Origin of the sequence: Paractinoplanes aksuensis (genome assembly GCF_024137025.1) — a bacterium.
GTDB classification, from domain to species: Bacteria; Actinomycetota; Actinomycetes; order Mycobacteriales; family Micromonosporaceae; genus Actinoplanes; species Actinoplanes aksuensis.
This window is the reverse complement of record NZ_JAMYJR010000061.1, coordinates 15,671-37,344: the sequence shown is the minus strand read 5'-3', so window position 1 is coordinate 37,344 and position 21,674 is coordinate 15,671. Positions and strand designations below refer to the sequence as shown.

Below are 21,674 nucleotides of genomic sequence, written 5' to 3'. Positions count from 1 at the left end.
AGCCGACGTGACAGGATGGCGGGCGTGATGGGAAGCCTGAAGCTCGAGCCCGCCCAGTCCCGCCCCGACCTGCTGGCCGACCCGGTGGCCAAGGCCCTCGCGGTCTGGCCCGAGGACGCGCCGATCGACGCCGACCAGGTGCTGGTGGCCCCGATCGACGCGAGCCTGGCCGACACGGCGGCCTTCTGCGAGGCGTACGACGTGGGTCTGGACGTCTCGGCCAACTGCGTGATCATTGCCGGTAAGCGGGGCGAGACGGTTCGCTACGCGGCCTGCATCATCCTGGCCACCACCCGGGCCGACGTGAACGGCGTGGTCCGCAAGCGCCTCGACGTGCGCAAGTGCAGCTTCGCGCCGATGGACGAGGCGGTCCGCCTGACCGGCATGGAGTACGGCGGCATCACCCCGATCGGTCTGCCCGCCGACTGGCCGATCCTCGTCGATGCCCGGGTCGCGGCCACGCCGCATGTGATCGTCGGCTCCGGCCTGCGGGCCAGCAAGATCGCGATTGCCGGCCCGGCCCTGGGCGCGCTGCCGGGCGCCGAGGTGATCGAGGACCTGGCCAAGCTGGTCGTCTGACGTTTCACGTGAAACGTCATAGACCGGCGTCGACGGCCTCCCGGCGGGCGATCTCTTCGAACGCCTCGATCAGCGTGGCCGGCTCCTGGGCGCCCTGAAGCGCGTATTTCCCGTCGACCAGGAAGAACGGAACGCTGGAGATGTCGAGCTCACGGGCCTGGGCCAGATCGGCCTCGACCGCGATCGTGCCCGCCTCGGACCGCAGGTAGGCGGCCGCGGCCGCCTCGGTCAGGCCGATCGACCCGGCCGCCGCCGCCAGCACGGCCGGTGACCCGAGGTCGAGGCCTTCGGTGAAGTGGGCCCGTTGCAGCGCCTCGACCATCTCGGCCTGACGCCCCTGCCCGGCGGCCCAGGCGATCAGGCGATGGCTGTCGAACGTGTTGGCGGCGATCGCCCGGTCGTAGTCGAGATGCAGGCCCTCGGCCGCGGCCAGCGCGGTGACGTGGGCGAGCATCTGGTCGGTGCGGGCCCGATCGCCGAACTTGGCCGCCATCGCCTGTTTGATCGGCAGGCCGGGCGGCACCGGGGACGAGTCGAGTTGGTAGGCCCGGAACGTCACGGTGACCTCGCCGGGGAACTGGGCGAGGGCCACGTCGAGCCGGCGCCGGCCCAGGTAGCACCACGGGCAGACGACGTCCGACCACACCTGGATGTCCATCGTCACGCCTTCTGGGCGGCGACCTGGCGCTTCAGCCGGGCCAGGATCGCCGAGCCGCCCCGGATGCGCAGCGGGCTGATCGCCTGGGCCAGGCCCATCTTGGCGTAGAGGTCGTCCGGCACGGCCAGGATCTCGGCCGTGGTGGCGCCCTCGAGGCCCTCGGCCAGGATGCCGGCGAAGGCGCGCGTCGTCGGCGCCTCGGGCGGGCAGTCGAAGAACGTCTCGACCGTGTCGTCCGGCCGCACCGTAGCTTTCAGGAAGAACTGGGTCTGGCATTCCGGCACCTGCTCCATGCCGTCGTGCGCGGCCAGCTCGGCCGGCAGCGGGGGCATGGAGTCGGCGAACTCGAGCAGCATCTCGAGCACCACCTCGCGCGGGGCCGAGGCGAACTCATCGACGATCTCGGCGAGCTTCGGAGGCATGTCGGTCACGGCACCGACCCTAACGCGCGATGTCAGGCCGCTGTGGACGTCGGCCGGAGCGCCACGTCGCTGAGGCTCAGGATGCCGACCACCTTGCGGTCGGCGTCACACACCAGCAGCCGGCGGACGCCCCGCTCGCGCATGGCCCGCACCGCCTCGTCGATCGTGGCCGACTGCTCCACCATGATCAGTTCCGGCGAGGTGATCTCGCCCAGGCTGGTCGACGTCGGCGGCAGGTTCTCGGCGATGGCCCGCACCACGATGTCGCGGTCGGTGATCACGCCGATCATCGTCGGGCCCCGGGTCACCACGACATCGCCGATGCCGCGGTCGCGCATCACCTGGGCGGCCTCGTCCAGCATCGTCGCCTCCGGCAGGTAGACCACCTGCCGGGTCATCACTTCAGCGACCGCTGACCTGGACATGGACCCACCTCCCGTTGGTGTTGGAGTTACCCGAGGACAGAAGTGATTACACCTGGTATGTCCGAGACAAGCATGCTGCCACCGGAGTGTCCACAGAGAGCGCCGAAGCAGTCCATTTAACGGGGTGTCGCCATCATCACGCTACCGGTGACTTCCATTCAGTGCTTATGTGTTCTCCACGAGCAGAGTTGAGCGCACGTTAAGGGGGCGGCGATGGCTTGGCGCAGCTTCGTTGCTATGGGGGACAGCTTCACCGAGGGCCTGAACGACGCGTACCCGGACGGCCGGTTCCGCGGCTGGGCCGATCTGGTCGCGACCCGGCTGGCCGTCGACTCGGGGCCGGATTTCGGGTACGCCAATCTGGCCGTCCGGGGCAAGGTGATGCATCAGATCGTCGACGAGCAGCTGATCCCGACGCTGGCCATGCGGCCCGACCTGGTCAGCATCGCCGCCGGGGGGAACGACGCCCTGCGCGTACGGGTCGATCCGCACGCCCTCGTCCGCGATCTCGAAGCCGTGGTGCGGCGGCTGCACGACACCGGCGCCGACGTGATCCTGTTCCGGTTCGCCGACGTGACCGTCAACCTGCCGGCCATCCTGGGCCGGCGGGCGGCCGTGCTCAACGACGGCGCCCGCATGATCGCCCGGCGCTACGGCGGCCACCTGGTCGATCTCTTCGCCGACGACGCCTTCCGCCACCCGCACATGTGGTCGGCGGACCGGCTGCACCTGTCGCCCGCCGGCCACCGCCGGGTCGCCGGCCAGGTGCTGAACGTGCTCGGGGTCGGCGTCGACGAGGACTGGATGCTGGTCCCGCCCTCGCCTGAGCCCACGCCCTGGCTGCTGGCCCGCGGCGCCGACCTGCGCTGGGCCCGCGAGCACCTGGCGCCCTGGGTCGGCCGGCACCTGCTGGGCCACTCGTCGGGCGAGATGGTGACGCCGAAGCGGCCCGAGCTCATGCCCATCGGAACCGCCGAATAGAGGACTAGCGTGGTGACCATGTCTGTTGAGAATGATCCGGCGCCCGCCCTGCAGGCGTACGCCCATCCCGACAAGCTCGTCACCACCGAGTGGCTGGCCGCCCACCTCGACACGCCGGGCCTGGTCGTCGTCGAGTCGGACGAGGACGTGCTTCTCTACGACACCGGGCACATTCCCGGCGCGGTCAAGGTCGACTGGCACCTCGAGCTCAACGACCAGGTAACCCGCGACTATCTCGATCCGACCGCGTTCGCCGCGTTGTGCGAGGCCAAGGGCATCGGCCGGGACGACACGATCGTGTTCTACGGCGACAACTTCAACTGGTGGGCCTCGTACGCCCTCTGGGTCTTCAGCCTTTTCGGCCATCGCGACGTGCGCCTGCTCGACGGCGGGCGGCAGAAATGGGCGGCCGAGGGGCGCCCGCTGACCCGTGAGCGCACCGAGCGGCCAACAGCGAAATACCCGGTTCCCGTACGCAATGACGCCCAGATCCGGGCCTTCCGCGATCAGGTCATGGGGCACATCAGCAGCGGCCGCCCGTTGGTCGACGTGCGCTCGCCGCAGGAGTACACGGGTGAGCTCACTCACATGGAGGCGTACCCGCAGGAGGGCGCGCTGCGCGGCGGGCACATCCCGGGCGCGGTCAGCAAGCCGTGGAAGTCGGCGGCCAACGAGGACGGCACGTTCAAGCCGGCCGACGAACTCGTCAAGATCTATCGCGACGAACTGGGCCTGGAGTCGGCCGACGACATCATCGCCTACTGCCGGATCGGTGAGCGGTCGAGTCACACCTGGTTCGTGCTGCATCACCTCATGGGATATCCCCAGGTCCGCAACTACGACGGCTCGTGGACGGAGTGGGGCAACCTGGTCCGCGCCCCGATCGCCCGGGGACCGGAGCCCGGCGGACTGAGCTGACCGAGTTCAACGAGGCGGGGCGGGTCTGATCCGGTGAAGATCAAGACCGGCCCCGTTTTTGTCGGTCGTTCGCGGTACCTTCTCCGCCGTGAGCAACACGTTCCAGGTCGATCTCCGGGGCATCGTCGATCTCCTGAGCCACCACCTCTACGCGAGCCCGCGGGTCTATGTCCGCGAGCTGCTGCAGAATGCGGTCGACGCGATCACCGCGGCCGAGGTGCCCGGGCTGGTCTCGATCACCACCGGCCCCGACCAGCTGCGCGTCACCGACAACGGCATCGGCCTGACCGAGGCCCAGGTGCACGAGCTGCTGGCCACGATCGGGCGCAGCTCCAAACGCGACGAGCTGGGCTTCGCCCGCCACGAGTTCCTCGGCCAGTTCGGCATCGGGCTGCTCTCGTGCTTCCTGGTGGCCGACGAGATCCGGGTCCACACCCGCCGGGCCGGGGCCGAGCCGGTGCTCTGGCAGGGCTACTCCGACGGCCGCTACTCGGTGAGCCCGGGCGACGAGCGCGAGCCCGGCACCACGGTCACCCTGGTGCCCCGCCGCGGTGCCGAACATCTGCTGTCCGGTTCCACGGTGCGCGAGCTGGCCGAGCTATACGGTTCGCTGCTCCCGGTGCGGGTCGAGGTCGACAACGTCGCCGTCACCACGGGTTCGCTGCCGTGGCCGGGGGGCGACCTCATGGCGTACGCGCAAGAGGTCTTCGGGTTCCGCCCACTCGACGTGGTGCCGCTCGACGTGCCCGAGGCGGGCCTCACCGGGGTCGCGTTCGTGCTGCCGACGCCGGTCAACCCGGCCGCCCGCGGCGGCCACCGCGTCTATCTCAAAAGGATGCTGCTGGCCGAGAGCATCGAGGGCCTGCTGCCCGAGTGGGCGTTCTTCGCCCGCTGCGTGGTCGACAGCACCGAGCTGCGCCCGACCGCGAGCCGCGAGGCGCTCTACGACGACGGCCTGCTGGCCGACACCCGCGAGGCGATCGCCGACCAGTTGCGGGGCTGGCTGGTCCGGCTGGCCTCGACCGACCCGCGCCGGCTGGGCGAGTTCCTCTCGATCCACCACCTCGGCGTCAAGGCGCTGGCCCTGCACGACGACGAGATGCTGCGCCTGGTCGAGCAGTGGGTGCCGGTGGAGACCAACCTCGGCCACCTCACCCTGGCCGAGTTCCGCGAGCGCCAGGGCGTGCTGCGCTACGCCGCCGGCGACGACGAGTTCCGCCAGCTCGCCTCCGTTGCCGCCGCGCAGGATCTCGGCGTGATCAACGGCGGCATCGTCTACAACACCGACATCATCGAGCGGCTGGCCACAGTGGACGCCGAGGTGCGGGCCGAGCGGCTCGAGCCGGCCGATGTGGCCGCCCGGTTCTCGGCCGTCGACGCCGAGGCCGAGCTGCGGCTGCGCCCCTTCCTCACCGTGGCCCAGCGCCGCCTCGACAAGCTCGGCTGCGAGGTCGTGGTGCGCGGCTTCGACCCGGCCACGGTGCCGGCGCTCTATCTGGTGAGCCGGGCCGCCGCCTTCAACGAGCAGTTCACGGCCAGCCGCGACGCCGCCGACGACCTGTGGGGCGGTGTGCTCGACGCCCTGTCCCGCACGATGCCGACCGACCGGCCGCAGCTGGTGCTCAACCACCGCAACGCCCTGGTCCGCCGGGTCACCGCGATCGCCGACCCCGGCCTGGCCGGGCTGGCCGTCGAGTCGCTCTACGGCCAGGCCCTCATGCTCGGCGGGCATCCGATCCGCCCGGCCGACGCCGCGCTGCTCACCAGTTCGTTCATGGGCCTGCTCGACCGGGCCGTCCCGGGGGAGGACAAATGAAGACCGTCAACGAGCTGTGGGAACTCTACGAGCAGGCCCGCACGCTGCCGCACGGCGCGGCCCAGATCGCCCTGGTCGAAGAGCTGCTGCGGCACGCCGACACGGTCAACGACCCGCACCTCGCGTTCACCGTGCGCCTGCTGGCGACGAACGCGTACATCTACGGCGGCGAGCCGGCCAAGGCGTTCGTCACCTTCGCCTGGACCCTCAACGACTTCGACCGCAATCCGGGCCGGCACCACGAGCACGGCAAGCACACCCTGCTGTGGCACTTCAAGGCCATGGTCAACGCGATGCTCAACTTCCCCGAGATCCCGCTGATGCGCACCCGGGCCGTGCTCGACGACATGGAACGCCGCTACCGCGAAGACGGCCACAGCCTGCAGGCCGTCTACAAACACCGCTATCTGGTGGCCGAACACCTCGGTGACACCGCCGACGCCGACGAGTGGTTCGCCCGCTGGCAGGCCGCGCCGCGCGACGACCTGTCCGACTGCATCGGCTGTGACCCGTCGTCGGTCGCCGCCTATTACAACGAGCGCGGCCGGCCGTCCGAGGTCGTCGCCACCGCCGAGCCGGTGCTGGCCGGCGAGCTGAGCTGCAGTGAGCAACCGCAGGGCATCCTGCGCGAGCTGATGGTGGCCTACCTGCGCACCGGCCGGCCCGACGAGGCGGCCGACGCGCATCGCCGGTCCTACCGCCTCGAGCGGGGCAACCTGGCCGATCTGTGGAATCTCGGCACCCACCTGGCGTTCTGCGCGCGCACCGGCAACGAGCACCGTGGGCTCGAGATCCTGCAGCGGCACATCGACTGGCTTGACAAGGCGCCCTCGCCGGCCGCCGACATGCATTTCTCGTCCGACGCGGCCATGCTGCTGCGCCGGCTCACCGAGCTCGGTCACGGCGAGGCGGTCGTTCGCCGCCGCGAGCACGGCGACATCTCCGCGGCCGATCTCGCCACCGAGCTGTCGGCCCGGGCCACCGCGCTGGCCGAGCGGTTCGACGCGCGCAACGGCAACGATCACCAGAGCCGGTCGATCGCGGCCGGTCTCACCGCCGAGCCGTACGAGACAGTGCTGACGCTGTCGCCGACGGCCCGCCCGGCGCCCGTCAGCGTCCCGCCGCCCCCGGTCGTGGCCGAGCCGGCACCCGAAGTGCCGGCCGAGGCCACCGCGGCCGAACTGCTCGACCTGGCCCGGCAGCACGACCAGGCCGACCGCGACGCCGCGACCGACGCTGTGCTCGCGGCCCTCGACGCGCGGTTCCCGCAGCTCGACGAGCCGCTTCTCGCCGCCCAGCGCGAGCTGCTGCTCGGCAACCGGCTGCGCTCGTCCGGCCGTGAGGACGACCACCACTGGTCGCGGGCGCTCGAGCTGTTCACCGAGGCCGGCGCCACCGGTGAGGCCAGTGCCCTGCGGGCCCGCCTGGCCATGGCCGTGGGCTACGCCGGTGGCGAGGTTGACGAAGCGCCGATCCGCGCCGACCTCACCTACCAGCAGCAGCACGGCGGCCCGCGCGAGCAGGCCTACGCCTGGGCCCGGCTGTCGATCCTGCACCTGATGAACGACCGCCCCGACGAGGCGAACGAGGCCGGTGACCGCGGCGACGAGTGCGCCCTGCGGACGGGCGACGACCGTCTGGTCGCCCTGCACGCGATGCTGCGCGCCCGCAGCCGCATGGCCGCGCACCGCCACGACGAATCCGTGGCCGCCGCTCGCGCGGCCTGGCAGTTCTACCGCGAGCACGGCCCGGTCCGGCGTCGGGCCGAGGCCGGCGTCATCTTCGGCCACACCGTCGACGAGCCGGCCGAGCAGGTCGAGGCGTTCGGCGCCGTGCTGGCCTCCGGCGACCCGGAGAAAGCGCTGCCGGCCCGGGTCGGTCGCGGCAACGCGCTGCTGCACCTGGGCCGCCCGGTCGAGGCGATCACCGACCTGGCCGAGGCGGTGGCGCTCTGTGCCGAGGCGGGCAACGAGATCGGCGGCGCCTACGCGCGCAGCGACCTGGCCAACGCCTATCGCTTGGCCGAGCGCCCGGTCGAGGGGGCCGAGGTGGCCGAAGAGGCCCTGACCCTCTTCGAGAAGGCCGGCGACGACGAGGGGGCCGACAACACCCGCTACCTGCTGGCCGGTCTCTACCAGGCGATCGGCGACAAGGTCGGCGCCCTGCCGCTCTATCGCACCCTGATCGAGCGGCTGGCCGACAACCCGGCCGGCCGGGGCCAGATCGCCGAAGAGGCGGCCGGTCTGCTCTTCGACCTCGATCGGGACGCCGAGGCGGCCGAGACGTTCCGGGCCGCGGCCTCGGCCCTGCACGAGGCCGGTGATCTGATCGGGGAGCTGCGGGCCCTGCGCCGGGGCGTGGCCGCGCTGCACTTCAGCGACCAGCCCGAACAGGGCGAAGAGACCCTGCGACTGATCTATGAGAAGTTCGACACGTTGCCGGCCGAGTTGGCGGTCGAGCCCAATGCCATCTTCCAGCGTTCGATGACCGCGTTCGAGGCCGGTAACCTGTTGATGTCCCGCGGCCGTTACGTCGAGGCGCTGCCCCATCTGCGCGGCATCCCCGAGCGGTTACAGGCGATCGGCGCCACCGACCAGGCCGACCGCATCGAGGGCATGCTGGGCGAGGCGTTGTTCCGGGCCGGTCACGAGGTCGAGGCCGAGGCATTGCTGCGGGCGCTGCTCGAGCGCATGCCCGCCGATGGGCCGAGCCGCGACATCGCCGCCCGCGTCCACGACGAGGCGCGGGCCGCGCTGGAGGGCCGTTCCACATCCTGAACGCCCGTTAAGGCCGAGGCTTGACATCGGGTTAGAGTGACGTCGTGACAACGGTTGATCAGCAGCACCGTCCGGGCCCGCCCGCGCCCCGGCGGCGGTCGCGTCGTGACGAGATCCTCGAGATCGCCGTGGGCCTGTTCGCGGCCCGCGGCTATCACGGCGTGTCGATGGACGACATCGGCTCGGCCGCGGGCGTGACCGGCCCCGCGCTCTATCACCACTTCGCCGGCAAAGAGGCGATGCTGGTGGCCGCGCTGATCCCGGTCAGCGAGAGCCTGCTGCACGGCGGCAAGACCCGCGTCGGCCAGCACCCTGAGGACGCGAGCGCCGCGCTGGCCGACCTGATCGACTTCCATGTCGAGTTCGCGCTGGCCAACCCGGCCGTTATCGCCCTGCACCTGCACGAGCTCGACCGCCTGCCGGAAGAGCCGCGCCGCCAGATCCGCCGCCTGCAGCGCCTGTACGTCGAGGAGTGGGTGGGCGTGCTGGCCACGCTGCGCCCCGAGCTCGACGCCCCCGAGGCGCGGGTGCTCGCCCACTCGGCGTTCGGCCTGATGAACTCCACCCCGTTCCTCGGCGGCGAGGTCGACCGCCGCCGCCGTGCCGCCCTGCTGCGCGAGGCCACCATGCACGCCCTGACCGGCCGCTGACCTCCGGGCCAGCAGCCCGTCGCTGAGCGGAAGCCATCGCCGGCCCGGCCACTGTCGTTGCGATCAGACGCCGGCCACTGGCCCGCCCCGGCCACGTCGCACCACCCGCCCCTCCGCGAGGAGCCGCACCACCGCCCGATCCAGGGCGTCGCACCACCCGCCCTCCGCGAAGGGCCGCGCACCACCCGCCCGGTCCCGGGCATCGCACAATCCGCCCGGTCCCGGGCGGCGCAGCACCCACCGGCCGCGGGCGGCGCAATATCCGCCCACTGCTGAGGGCCGTATCACCCGCCCTTTCCGGCGGCGCACTACCTGCCCTCACCCCGGGCACGGTGACAAAACGCCCTATCCGGGCTGACATTTCAGGACTCGCCCTACCGGGCGACGGAAGAAGAGAAGGTCAACGGTGATCGACTCGCTACTCATCGCCAATCGGGGCGAGATCGCCCGCCGGATCATCCGGACCGCGAAGCGGCTCGGCATACGGACGATCGCCGTCCACTCCGACGTCGACGAGAACATGCCGTTCGTGCGTGAGGCCGACGTGGCGGTTTGCATCGGCCCGGCGAATCCGGCCGAGAGCTATCGCAACGCCGAGGCCATCCTGGCCGCTGCCAAGTCGACCGGGGCCCAGGCCATTCACCCCGGCTACGGCTTCCTCAGCGAGAACGCTGACTTCGCGCGGCTGGTCGAGGCCAACGGCCTGATCTGGGTCGGCCCGAGCGCCGACGCGATCGCCGCCATGGGGGACAAGATCAAGGCGCGCAACCTGATGGCCGCGGCCGGAGTCCCGGTCGCCCCCGGCACACAAAACCCTGTCGCATCAGCCGACGAAGCGATCGCGGCCGCCAAGACCATCGGCTACCCGGTGATGGTCAAGGCCGCGGCCGGCGGTGGCGGCATGGGCATGGCCGTGGCGAACGACGAGGCCGCCCTGCGTATCGAATTCGCCAAGGTGGGCGCGTTCGCGGAACGGATGTTCGGCAGCGGTGACGTCCTGCTCGAGCGCTACTTTCCTCGCGTACGCCATGTCGAAGTTCAGATTTTGGGCCTGGCTGACGGCCGTGTGGTTGCCCTGTCCGAGCGGGAGTGCTCGGTCCAGCGCCGCAACCAGAAGCTGGTGGAAGAGGCGCCCAGCCCGGCCGTCGGCCCGAAGCTGCGCGAGCGCCTGTTGGCGGCCGCGGTCAAGGCCGGCGAGGCCGTCGGCTACCGCAACGCGGGCACGGTGGAGTGCCTGCTCGACCCGGCCACCGGTGACTTCTTCTTCCTCGAGATGAACACCCGCCTGCAGGTCGAGCACCCGATCACCGAGCTGATCCACGGCACCGACCTGGTCGAGCAGCAGCTCCGGATCGCGTCGGGCCTGCCGGTGGAGATCAGCGGGACGACCACCGGCCATGCGATCGAACTGCGGATCAACGCCGAGGATCCGAAACGCTTCCTCCCCGGCCCCGGCCAGGTCACGATCTGGGTCGAGCCCACCGGCGAAGGTGTGCGCGTTGATTCGGGCTACGCCGAGGGCACCACGGTCGGCATGTCCTACGACTCCCTGATGGCCAAGCTGATCGTCACCGGCGCCGACCGCGACGAGGCGATCGCCCGGGCCCGCGACGCCGTGGCCGGGTTCGCGATCGCCGGCCCCAAGAACAACCTGCCGTTCTTCGCCGAGCTGCTCGAGAACGACGAGTTCCTCTCCGGCGACTACGACACCGCCATTGTCTCCCGGATGAGGTGACCGGCCGATGACCAGCGTGAGCATCCGCGAGGTGGCCCCCCGCGACGGCCTGCAGAACGAGGACCCGATCCCCACCGAGGCCAAGGTCCGCCTGATCGACGCGTTGAGCGACACCGGCGTCCGGCGCATCGAGGCGGTCTCGTTCGTCCATCCGAGGGCGATCCCGCAGATGGCCGACGCCGACGAGGTGTGGGCCCGGGTCGACCGCCGTCCGGAGATCCGCTACTCCGCTCTGATCCCCAACACCCGGGGCGCGCAGCGGGCCCTGGCCGCCGGTTTCCGCGAGATCGAGGTGGTGGTGTCCGCTTCGGACACTCACAACCGGCGCAATCTGAACCGGTCGACCGACGAGTCACTCGACGACATCGCGTCGCTCGTCCCGCTGATCCACGAGGCCGGCGCGACGGTCGAGGTGATCGTGGCGACCAGCTTCGGCTGCCCGTTCGAGGGTGACATCGACCCCGACCGGGTGGCGGGGGTCGTGGCCCGGGTCCGCGCCGACGGGGCCGACCGCATCGCCTTCGGTGACACGACCGGCATGGCGACGCCCCGCCGGGTCAAAGACCTTCTTTCCGCCGTACGCCCCGATCTTCTGCATTTCCACAACACGAGGGGCACGGGACTGGCCAACATCCTGACCGCGCTCGAGCTCGGGATCACCGAGTTCGACGCGAGTGTCGGCGGGATCGGCGGCTGTCCGTACGCCCCGGGCGCCTCGGGCAACGTGGCCACCGAAGAAGTCGTCCACATGCTGCACGACATGGGCCTCGACACCGGGATCGACCTCGACCGCCTGATCAGCACGGCCGAGACGGCCGAGAAGCTGCTCGGACGTACGCTCCCGTCGGGTGTTCTTCGAGCCGGACCGCGCACCAGATTGGTGTGATTTAAGCGGTCGAACCCGCGATCATTTTTCCCATTTGTCTGCGTGACCGGTCTCCGGTCGTGTCGTTACCAATATCGAGTGGCCGATATCGCCGGAAGAGAAAAGGCGGATCTGTCACCGGTTCAGCCGACACGACGAGGGGCGGATCATGACGGTATCGGGGGTCGAGCGCAGTCTGCGCACGGCAGACCCGTCGCCGGTGCCGCCCATCGGTTCCTCCACGCCCTTGCCGCCTCCCATCCAGGGGGCGGAGCGGCGCTCGGAGGGCCGCGCGCGACGCACCGGAGTCCGGTGGGGTCTGCGCGTACTCGCCGTCGGCGGCCTGGCCGGTGCGGCCTGGCTGCTCACCGGCTCCGCCGCCCAGGCCGCGGACCGGGCCGACGGGCCTGACGGCTCGTTGCTCGGCTCCCTCGTGGGCGCCGACGCCACCTCGCCGGTCTCCGGCCTCCTGCAGGCGGCCGTCCAGCCGCTGGAGAGCATCGAACCGGCACACCACGAACAGCATCTCGTGGCCGACATCCTGGACGTTCCGCAGCAGGTCCTGACCCGCCCGGACACGGACGACGACATCGACCACGAACCGTTCGCGACCATTGTGGACGTCGTCCCCGACGTCGACGAGGTCGCGGACGAGGTCGCCGCACCACTCCGCCCCACCGGCGGCGAAGCGGCGCCCGACCAGCGGCTCACCCCGGTGACCGAGCCGGTCACCGAGGTCGTGCTCCCGGCTGACCAGGAAGAACCTCAGCCGGCTCCTGTCCCCCAGGAGGCGGAGCACACGGCCGAAACGAGCCGCGCCCAGCCTGCCCCGGTCTCCGGTGTTCGGGCCGTGGTGCCGGGCAAGCACAGCAAGACGTCCTCCGCACCGTCCGCCCACCGGCATCATCACCACACCGCTCACGCGGTGTCGGCGAGGCCGGCGACGGAGCCGGGGGACGACACACCCGGCGGTGACACACCGGCCGCTCCGCTGCGGCTGCACCTCGGGGAAGTCAGTGGCACCCCCGCCAGCGGGTCGGGGACTCCGACGGAAGGCGGCTCCGCGGCCTTCCTGCCGGCGGCGATCGCGAACAGCACGGTGGCTCGCCACGTGCCGGCAATCGCACCCGATGTCGAGGCCCGGCGGTACGACGCCGAGGCACCGACCGTCTCACCTGACTGAGTGATGGCGTCCGGCGGTCCGCCCGACCGCCGGTGAACCAGCCGGACCGCCGCTTCGGTGTCCGCGTTCCGGCTCGATTCCCCAACCGCTTGCGAACAAGCGGCGAATCATCCGACGCCTGAATCACCCGCACCGCATCGACGCGCCCCCGGGCGCTCGTCGACGGCGGGGTCAGGGCAATAAGAAATGCGCCAGGGCACCGCTGCGCCCGAATGCAGTTCGAAGATTCCCCAATTGAATACGCAGCACCATCTGCCGAAACATTCTTGAAAGGCATTTCTTTTCTCATGAAGACTTGGGTTCGTAAGACTCTGAGCGTGGGCGTCCTGGCCGCCGGCGCCCTGCTGTTCGCCCCGGGCGCCGCGCACGCCGACTCCCGTCAGGTGACCGGCAGCAACGTCGGCGCTCTCAACGGCACCCAGATCGCCGTTCCGGTGCAGGTTCCGATCAACGTCGTCGGCAACTCGCTGGGCATCCTCGGTGTGGCCGACGCCCGTGGCGCCGGCGTCAACAACCTCGAGCACGGCCGCCGGGGCGACCGTGGCCCGCGCGCTGTCCAGGCCACCGGCAGCAACTTCGGCCTGCTGAACGGCACCCAGGCCTACCTGCCGGTCACCGTCCCGGTCAACGTGGTCGGCAACGCCGCCGCGATCGGCGGTTTCGCCAGCGCCCAGGGCGCCGGCGTCAACCGCACCGAGAGCACCAACCACCGGGACGACCGTCGCTGGGACAGCCCGAACCAGTTCACCGGGTCGAACTTCGGCGTCGGCAACGGCACCCAGATCTACGCGCCGGTCGACGTCCCGATCAACGTCTGCGGCAACTCGCTGGCGATCCTCGGCTTCGCCCAGTCCAGCGCGGTCTGCGCGAACGACACCTCGGGTCACCGGGGTCACCGGGGCTTCGGCCGTAACGAGAGCGGGCGCGGCGGCCACGGCGGGACCCAGGTCACCGGTTCGAACTTCGGCATCGCGAACGGCACCCAGCTGCTCGCCCCGATCAGCCTGCCGCTGAACCTGGCCGGCAACTCGGCCGCCCTGCTCGGCTCGTCCAGCAGCCGCGCGGTCGCCGTCAACGAGTCGGCCCGCGACCGCGGTGACGACATCACCCAGGCCACCGGGTCGAACTTCGGCATCCTGAACGGCACCCAGATCGCCGTGCCGATCAGCGTTCCGATCAACGCCTGCGGCAACGCGCTCGGCGTCCTCGGTGCCGCGCAGTCCTCCGCGGCCTGCGTGAACGACCGTGGCGGTCGTAGCTTCCGTGGCTTCGGCGACGACGACTTCGACGGCGACCACGGTCACGGCCGCCCGGGTCACCACCACGGTGACAAGGACTGGGACGACAACGACGGCGACCACGGCGACGTGGACGACGACAAGTACAAGGGTGACGGCGGCGTCCGTGGCGACCAGAAGGACTACAGCGACGACGTTGCCGAGGAGCCCGCGGACGACCTCGCGGACGACACGGACGAGGAGCCGGCGGCCAACGACGACGGCTACGTGAGCCCGGCCGCCACCGGTTCGAAGACCAAGTCGACCGGTGGCCGCGAGTCGGCTTCGCTCTCGACCGTGACCGACACCGTCGGTGGCCTGGGCCTGCTCAACACCCTGCGCTGAAGCTCGCTCTCCCACGGGGGATAGCGGAAGACCGGGTTGTGCCGGTCCCGGGCACGACCCGAACGACGCCAGGAGGCGTCGGGTAACAGCCGGTGCCCCTCCACGGCACCGGTGGCAATGAAACGGACGGGAGTCTCCGCAACCGGCGGAGGCTCCCGTCCGTCGTTGCCGCACAAGGTCGGATCGGCTACCCTAACGCTCGTTAAGCTTTAACGACCGTTCAGGAGGGTCGGCGTGGGCGACGACGAGCTCGCACAGGTACGCAAGCGGATGCTGGCCGGCGGGGCCGAGCGCTACCACGCCGCCAACGCCGCCAAGGGCAAGCTGTTTGCCCGCGAGCGCATCACCCTGCTGGTCGACGAGGGCACCTTCGTCGAAGACGGGCTCTATGCCAACAGCCTGGCCGACGGACTGCCGGCCGACGGCGTGATCACCGGAATCGCCGAGATCGACGGCCGCCAGGTCTGTCTGATGGCCAACGACTCCACGGTCAAGGCCGGGTCCTGGGGCGCCCGCACCGTCGAAAAGATCATCCGCATCATCGAGCGGGCCGTGCAGTACGGCGTACCGATGATCTATCTGGTCGACTCGGCCGGCGCCCGCATCACCGACCAGGTCGACCTCTTCCCGGGCCGCCGCGGCGCCGGCAAGATCTTCCACACCCAGGTCAAGGCGTCCGGCGCCATCCCGCAGGCCTGCGCACTGTTCGGGCCCTCGGCCGCCGGTGGCGCGTACATCCCGGCCTTCTGCGACATCGTCGCCATGGTCGAGGGCAACGCCAGCATGTACCTGGGCTCCGACCGCATGGTCGAGATGGTCACCGGCGAGAAGACGACGCTCGAGGCCATGGGCGGCGCGCGGGTGCACTGCGCCGAGTCCGGCGTCGGCCACTTCCTGTGCAAGACCGAGCAGGACGCGCTCGACACCGTCCGGTCGTACCTTTCGTACCTTCCGTCCAATTGGGAGGCCCGCCCGCCGGTTACCGAGGCCAGGGCCTCGACCGGGGCCGACCTCGCCGCGCTGGTCCCGGCCAGCGAGCGCCAGGCCTTCGACATGCGGCGCTACGTCAAGGGCCTGGTCGACGAGGGGTCGTTCTTCGAGATCCAGGCCCTGTGGGCCAAGGAGCTGACGATCGGCTTCGCCCGCCTGAACGGCGAGGTGATCGGCATCGTCGGCAACAACTCGATGTTCAAGGGCGGCGTGCTCTTCCCCGACTCGGCCGACAAGGCGTCGCGCTTCGTCCAGCTCTGCGACGCCTTCAACGTGCCCCTGCTGTTCCTGTGCGACGTGCCCGGCTTCATGGTCGGCTCGGCGGTCGAGAAACAGGGCATCATCCGGCACGGGGCCAAGATGATCACCGCGATCTCCGAGGCCACGGTGCCCAAGATCTGTGTGGTCGTGCGCAAGGCGTACGGCGCCGGTCTCTACGCCATGGCCGGGCCCGGCTTCGAGCCCGATGCCACGATCGCCCTGCCCACCGCCAAGATCGCGGTGATGGGGGCCGAGGCGGCGGTGAACGCGGTCTACGCCAACAAGATCGCCGCCCTGGCCACCGACGAGGAACGCGCCGCTTTCGTCGCTGAGCGCCGCGCCGAGTACGAGCAGGACATCGACATCATGCGACTGGCCAGCGAGCTGGTCGTCGACACCGTCGTCGAGCCGGGCGACCTGCGCGACGAACTCATCCGCCGCTACCGCGCCGCCCACGGCAAGGATCGCGGTTTCGCCCGGCGCCGCCACGGCGTCACGCCCGTCTGATCCGACAGGAGCACAGCCATGGTCGACTTCCGGCTCGACGACGAGCAGGAGGCGCTGCGCGTCACCGTCCGCGACTTCGCGCGCGAGCAGGTGGCGCCGGTGATCGCCGAGCACTACGAGCACAAGACCTTCCCGTACGAGGTGGTTCGCCAGATGGGGAAGATGGGCCTGTTCGGCCTGCCGTTCCCCGAGGAGTTCGGCGGCATGGGTGGCGACTACTTCACGCTGTGCCTCGCGCTCGAGGAACTGGCCCGAGTGGACAGTTCGGTGGCGGTGACGCTCGAGGCCGCGGTCTCGCTCGGCGCCATGCCGATCTACCGGTTCGGCACCGCCGAGCAGAAGGAGCGCTGGCTGCCCCGGCTCACCACGGGCGAGGCGCTGGCCGGCTTCGGCCTCACCGAGCCCGGCACGGGCTCCGATGCCGGCGGCACGACGACCCGTGCGGTCTACGACGACGCCACCGACGAGTGGGTGATCAACGGGACCAAGGCCTTCATCACCAACTCCGGCACCGACATCACCTGCCTGGTCACGGTCATGGCGGTCACCGGCGTGAACCCGGACGGATCCAAGGAGCTGTCGACGATCATCGTGCCCTCGGGAACACCCGGGTTCACCGTGGCGCCGGGCTACTCCAAGGTCGGCTGGTGCGCCTCGGACACCCATGAGCTTTCGTTCGACGACGTCCGGGTGCCCGCGGCCAACCTGCTCGGCGCCCGCGGCCGCGGCTTCGCCCAGTTCCTGCGCATCCTCGACGAGGGTCGCATCGCGATCGCGGCGCTCTCGGTGGGTCTGGCCCAGGGCTGCGTCGACGAGTCGGTCCGCTACGCCCAGCAGCGCGAGGCGTTCGGCCGGCCGATCGGCAACTACCAGGCGATGCAGTTCATGATCGCCGACATGGAGATGCGGGCGCACATCGCGCGGGTCGGCTACTACGACGCCGCGTCGCGCATGCTGGCCGGCGACGACTTCAAGCAGTACGCGGCGGTGGCCAAGCTCAACGCCAGCAACGCCGCGATGGAGAACAGCCGGTGGGCGACGCAGGTGCACGGCGGGTACGGCTTCATGAACGAGTCCGCCGTGGGCCGCTTCTACCGCGACGCCAAGATCCTCGAGGTCGGCGAGGGCACGTCCGAAGTGCAGCGCATGTTGATCGCCCGCGGCCTGGGCCTTTAGAGTCGTTCGCGGCTTTTGAAAGCTTAACCTTCCGTCCGCAATCCGACATGAGCGGATCTCTGCTCGCCGTGCCGCTTAACCCACCCTAAGTTCGGTGTCATGGGGGCAGACACCGCACCGGACCAGGGCGGATCCGGGTTCGACGCCGTGCTGCGCCGCGAACGTCTGCGGGCCAAGCTGACCCAGGACGAGCTGGCCGTGCGGGCCGGCATCGGGGTCCGCACGGTCCGCGACCTGGAACGGGGCCGCTCGTCCCGGCCGCAGCGGACCACGGTCGGCCTGCTCGCCGACGCGCTCGGCCTGGACGACGGCGAGCGCGAGTCCTTTCTGGCCGCGGCCCGCGGTCAGGTCGCCGCCGAGGAACCGCTGCCACCCACGGGCTTCCAGCGGGTGCCGCCGCCGGGCGATCTGATCGGCCGCGACGACGAGATGACCGAGATCATCACCCAGCTGGCCGGGCCCGACGGCCCCCGCGGCATCACCCTGGTCGGCCTGGCCGGGGTCGGCAAGACCAGCCTCGCCTTCGCGGCCGCCCACCGGGTGGCCGCGGCCTATCCGGGCGGGGTGGCCGGCATCGTGGTCACCGACGGCTGCACGGCGGGCGAGATGCTCGGCAGCGTCGCCGCCGAGTTCGGGGTCGGGCGCCCCGACGACCTGCCCGCGCGGTTCGGGGGCCGGGCCGCCCTGGTCTTCGTGGATGCCGTCGAACGGTCGCCCGACGCGACCGCCGAGATGCTGGCCCACCTGCTCGAACGGTTGCCGACGCTGCGTTTCCTGGCCGCCGGCCGGCACCCGGTCGGGTTGAGCGCAGAACGCGTGTGGCCACTGGCCCCGCTGACGGCCCCGCCGCCCGAGGCCGACAGCAATATGGACGACTTGGTGGCGTACCCGGCGGTGGCCCTGTTTCTGGAACGCCTGGCCCAGGTGCGCCGGGCCGATCCCGAGCCCGACGAGATCGTGGCGGTCGCGGCGCTGGTCCGCCGGCTCGGTGGGTTGCCGCTGGCCATCGAGCTGGCCGCGGCCCGGGGCCGGGTGCTGACCGTGCCCGAGATCCTCGACCGCTACGGCGACCGGGTGCTCGACCTCGACCGGCCCGGCTCGGTGTCGCTGCGGGAGGCCGTGGCGACGAGCTACCGGCTGCTCAACCCGCAGGAGCAGCGCGCGTTGCGGCGGCTCGCGATGTTCCGCTACCGCTGGTCGATCGGCCTGGCCGAGCAGTTGGTCGACGAGCCTCGTACCGATGTCGTGCACCTGCTCGACCGCCTGCTCGAACTCGGCCTGCTCAGTGTGCGCGGCAGCCGTACGTTCCGGTTCCGGCTGCTCGACGTGGTGCGCGACTACGCCGCCGAGCGCGCCGCGGCCGAGGGTGAGCTGGCCGAGGGCCGCCGGCGGCACGCCCGGGTGCTGGCCGACCTGGCCGAGCAGATCTGGCCCGACCTCACCGGCACCCGGTTGTCCGAGGCGGCGGCCCGGCTCGACGACGTGGCCGGCGACTTCGGCACCGCGCTGTCCCACGCGGCCGGCGACGACCCGCACACGGCCCTGCGTCTGGCCGCGGCGCTGCCTCGCTGGTGGCGGTTCCGCGGGCGCGACGTGACCGGCCGTCAGTGGCTGCGGCGGCTGATCGACGATCCGCGCACCGCCGACGCCGACCCGGCCCTGCGCGCCTGGGCCCGCATCGGCCTGGCCCAGCTGGCCCGCGAGCACGGCGCCGGCGCGGAAGAGATCGAGTCGGCGAGCGAGGCGCTGGCCGAGTTCGAACGACTGGAGGCTGTCCCGGGCCAGCTCACCGCGCACGCCCAGCTGGCCGCACTGTGGATGAGCACCGGCGCCTACGACGAGGCCCGGGGACACGCCGAGGCCGCCCTCGAACTGGCCCAGCTCGGCGGGAGCGACCGCGACCGGGCCGTGGCCGAGAACAACCTGGTCTGGCACGAGATCCGCCGCGGTGACCTGGCCGCCGCCCGGGCCCGCCTGGCCGCCGTCGACCGGCTGGCCGGGCGCAGCGGCGAACGACGGCTGCGGGTTCTGGCCCAGGCCAACCTGGCCGAGGTGGCGCGCCTGGACGGACAACTCGAGGAAGCGGACCGGCTCGGCCGCAGCGCGATGAAAGGGCTGGCCGACCTGGGCGACCCCGGTCATCGGCGCCGGCTGCTCGTGACCATCGGGCTGGCCCTGGCCGACGCGGGCCGGGTCGGCGAGGCGACCTCGGTGCTCGAGCAGCTGGGTCCGGCCGGGGACGAGGACGCGCAGGACGGCCCGGTGGCGATGGTGGAGGCGGCGATCGCGCTGCGCCGGGGGGAGCCGAAGCGGGCGGCCGAGAATTTCGCGCGCGCGGCCGAGGCGTACGACGGGACTCATGATCCCCGCGACGTGGTCGAGGCCCTGGTCGGGTTGATCGTCAGCACGCCCGACCCGGATCAGCGGGCCGCGGCCGTCAGCCGGCTGGGCAAGATGTGCCGCTCGGGCGGGATCACGCTGCTGGCGCGGGAGCGCGAGCGGCTCGGCCCGCCGACCGTGAGCCTGCTGCTGAAAGCTTGAGAGGGGACTGGCCGAGCGTGGACGGCCGGCATGGCGTGCCCCCCACGCGCCGACCGTCGCAACGCCCGCCAGTTACGCGGCGAGAACGAAGCTCCCCCGTCAAAGCCCCGCCGTCGCCTCGGTCGCGCCGCATCCCCCTGCGCGCATCACAGTAGCCGCGGGCGTCACAGAAGCGGATAGATTTGTCCGTTTAGACCAGCGAGTCGCCGGTTCTGCCGGTACTTCTGCCGGTTTTCCGCAGAACTTCCGTCGAAGTGGTCACGGTCCGTTTTGTCACGACCCCGGCGGGTGTCGTTCTTGATCAAGCAGCCGCTTCGGTGGTCCCCGCGGTGGCGCACGGGTTGACCGCGTCGCGGATCGTGCGCAGCGACTCGAGCATGTCGTCGAGCTGGCCCGGGCCGAGCTGGCCGATGAACCACTGCTGCAGCAGTTCGAGGTGGCCGGGCAGGACCTCGTCGAGGCGGCTCACGCCGGCGTCGGTGATCACGGCGAACGAGCTGCGCCGGTCGCTCGGACAGGCCTCGCGGCGAACCAGCCCGTCGCGGTCCATGCGGTCGACGACGCGGGTCACCCCGCTGGTGGACAGGGAGGTCTGGCCGGCGAGGTCGGTCATCCGCAGGCGGCGGCCGGAGGAGCGGGCCAGACGCATGAGCACCTCGAACTCGACGGACGAGAGGCGGTGCTCCTCGAACTGGGCGGCGAAGCGGTTGGTCAGCCCCGTGAACGCCTCGGCGAACAGGCCGAACGCGGTGAAGCGGGGGTCATTCAGGTCCGTACTCACAGAGGCCATCGTACACCGACCCTTGACACGGGGAATATTGCTTGGCATATTGTTGCTCCGTCACACAAGCACCGACCACTGCTCTTCGAGAGAAGGAACCAGTCATGACCGAGTCCGTCGCCAACACCCGCGCGTACGAGGGTCTGCAGATCCCGGCCGCCGGCACGTACGACCTGGACGCCGCGCACAAGCGGGTCGGCTTTGTGGCGAGACACCTCATGGTCAGCAAGGTTCGCGGCCAGTTCGCGGACGCGTCGGCCGTGATCACCATCGGCGAGGACCCGCTGACGTCCGCGGTCGAGGCCACCATCAACACCGCCAGCATCGAGACCGGCCAGGTCGACCGCGACAACCACCTGCGCAGCGGCGACTTCTTCGAGTCCGAGAAGTACCCGGCGATGACCTACCGCAGCACCGGCATCAAGAGCCACGCGGGCGCCGAGTTCGTGCTGAACGGCGAGCTCACCATCAAGGACGTGACCAAGCCGGTCGAACTGCTCGTCGAGTTCGAGGGCGCCGGCACCAGCCCGTACGGCCAGGCCGTGTTCGGTTTCAGCGCGACCGCCGAGATCGACCGCGAGGAGTGGGGCCTGACCTGGAACATGGCCCTCGAGAGCGGTGGCGTCATGGTCAGCAAGAAGATCAAGATTGAGATCGAGGGCGAGGCCATCCGCCGCGCCTGATCCACAGTCCACAGTCGAACCGCCGTCCGGACATCCGGGCGGCGGTTCGTCGTTGTGTGGCGCGCCCCGGCCCGAGGTGGCAAGGTGAACCGAGCGCAATCAAT

The 21,674-nt window shown here is 70.9% G+C and carries 18 protein-coding genes; 14 read left to right on the top strand and 4 right to left on the bottom strand.

Features of this window, described 5'->3' with window-relative positions:
• Positions 1–27 precede the first annotated feature (27 nt).
• The gene (locus M1L60_RS44220) at positions 28–579 is read left to right on the top strand and encodes a YbaK/EbsC family protein (protein WP_253243635.1); all 552 of its coding nucleotides are present in this window, start codon (positions 28–30) and stop codon (positions 577–579) included.
• 16 nt (positions 580–595) lie between these two features.
• On the opposite strand, the gene M1L60_RS44215 is transcribed toward M1L60_RS44220, so the two are convergent.
• From M1L60_RS44215 to M1L60_RS44205, 3 genes are read right to left on the bottom strand one after another with little or no spacing between them, the layout of a single operon-like run.
• Positions 596–1,237 (bottom strand): DsbA family oxidoreductase, encoded by a 642-nt coding sequence (locus M1L60_RS44215; protein WP_253243612.1) that lies wholly within the window; start codon positions 1,235–1,237, stop codon positions 596–598.
• Positions 1,238–1,239: 2 nt separating this feature from the next.
• Positions 1,240–1,668 carry a SufE family protein gene (locus M1L60_RS44210; RefSeq protein ID WP_253243611.1) on the bottom strand — a complete coding sequence of 143 codons (429 nt, stop codon included), beginning with the start codon at positions 1,666–1,668 and terminating at the stop codon, positions 1,240–1,242.
• Positions 1,669–1,691: 23 nt separating this feature from the next.
• Positions 1,692–2,084, bottom strand: a complete 393-nt coding sequence (locus M1L60_RS44205) for a CBS domain-containing protein (protein WP_253243610.1) — start codon at positions 2,082–2,084, stop codon at positions 1,692–1,694.
• Positions 2,085–2,297: 213 nt separating this feature from the next.
• Between M1L60_RS44205 and M1L60_RS44200 the strand changes: the two genes are divergently transcribed.
• From M1L60_RS44200 to M1L60_RS44145, 12 genes are all read left to right on the top strand, one after another.
• A complete protein-coding gene (locus tag M1L60_RS44200) occupies positions 2,298–3,065 on the top strand; it encodes an SGNH/GDSL hydrolase family protein (protein ID WP_253243609.1) in 768 nt (255 codons plus the stop codon).
• Between the two features lie 18 nt (positions 3,066–3,083).
• Positions 3,084–3,983, top strand: coding sequence for a sulfurtransferase (locus M1L60_RS44195; protein ID WP_253243608.1), 900 nt, complete (start codon positions 3,084–3,086; stop codon positions 3,981–3,983).
• 88 nt (positions 3,984–4,071) lie between these two features.
• A complete protein-coding gene (locus tag M1L60_RS44190; protein ID WP_253243607.1) occupies positions 4,072–5,799 on the top strand; it encodes an HSP90 family protein in 1,728 nt (575 codons plus the stop codon).
• Positions 5,796–8,576, top strand: a complete 2,781-nt coding sequence (locus tag M1L60_RS44185; RefSeq protein ID WP_253243606.1) for a tetratricopeptide repeat protein — start codon at positions 5,796–5,798, stop codon at positions 8,574–8,576. Before M1L60_RS44190 ends, M1L60_RS44185 begins: the two co-directional genes overlap by 4 nt.
• A 44-nt stretch (positions 8,577–8,620) precedes the next feature.
• Positions 8,621–9,226, top strand: coding sequence for a TetR/AcrR family transcriptional regulator (locus tag M1L60_RS44180; protein ID WP_253243605.1), 606 nt, complete (start codon positions 8,621–8,623; stop codon positions 9,224–9,226).
• A 406-nt stretch (positions 9,227–9,632) separates the two neighbouring features.
• Complete coding sequence (locus tag M1L60_RS44175; RefSeq protein WP_253243604.1) at positions 9,633–10,961, top strand: acetyl-CoA carboxylase biotin carboxylase subunit; 1,329 nt, start codon at positions 9,633–9,635, stop codon at positions 10,959–10,961.
• Positions 10,962–10,968: 7 nt separating this feature from the next.
• A complete protein-coding gene (locus M1L60_RS44170) occupies positions 10,969–11,847 on the top strand; it encodes a hydroxymethylglutaryl-CoA lyase (RefSeq protein ID WP_253243603.1) in 879 nt (292 codons plus the stop codon).
• 148 nt (positions 11,848–11,995) lie between these two features.
• Positions 11,996–13,009, top strand: coding sequence for a hypothetical protein (locus M1L60_RS44165; protein ID WP_253243602.1), 1,014 nt, complete (start codon positions 11,996–11,998; stop codon positions 13,007–13,009).
• Between the two features lie 287 nt (positions 13,010–13,296).
• A complete protein-coding gene (locus M1L60_RS44160; RefSeq protein ID WP_253243601.1) occupies positions 13,297–14,631 on the top strand; it encodes a chaplin family protein in 1,335 nt (444 codons plus the stop codon).
• 270 nt (positions 14,632–14,901) lie between these two features.
• On the top strand, positions 14,902–16,389 hold the full coding sequence (locus M1L60_RS44155; RefSeq protein WP_253243634.1) for an acyl-CoA carboxylase subunit beta: 1,488 nt from the start codon (positions 14,902–14,904) through the stop codon (positions 16,387–16,389).
• A gap of 18 nt (positions 16,390–16,407) precedes the next feature.
• Positions 16,408–17,565 carry an acyl-CoA dehydrogenase family protein gene (locus M1L60_RS44150; protein WP_253243600.1) on the top strand — a complete coding sequence of 386 codons (1,158 nt, stop codon included), beginning with the start codon at positions 16,408–16,410 and terminating at the stop codon, positions 17,563–17,565.
• 99 nt (positions 17,566–17,664) lie between these two features.
• Entirely contained in the window at positions 17,665–20,106 is a 2,442-nt protein-coding gene (locus tag M1L60_RS44145) for an ATP-binding protein (RefSeq protein WP_253243599.1), read from the top strand.
• Positions 20,107–20,407: 301 nt separating this feature from the next.
• Here the strand turns inward: M1L60_RS44145 and M1L60_RS44140 are convergent, their stop codons facing one another.
• On the bottom strand, positions 20,408–20,896 hold the full coding sequence (locus tag M1L60_RS44140) for a MarR family winged helix-turn-helix transcriptional regulator (RefSeq protein ID WP_253243598.1): 489 nt from the start codon (positions 20,894–20,896) through the stop codon (positions 20,408–20,410).
• A 95-nt stretch (positions 20,897–20,991) separates the two neighbouring features.
• On the opposite strand from M1L60_RS44140, the gene M1L60_RS44135 reads away from it, so the two are divergent.
• Positions 20,992–21,570, top strand: a complete 579-nt coding sequence (locus M1L60_RS44135) for a YceI family protein (RefSeq protein ID WP_253243597.1) — start codon at positions 20,992–20,994, stop codon at positions 21,568–21,570.
• The last annotated feature ends 104 nt before the right edge of the window (positions 21,571–21,674 follow it).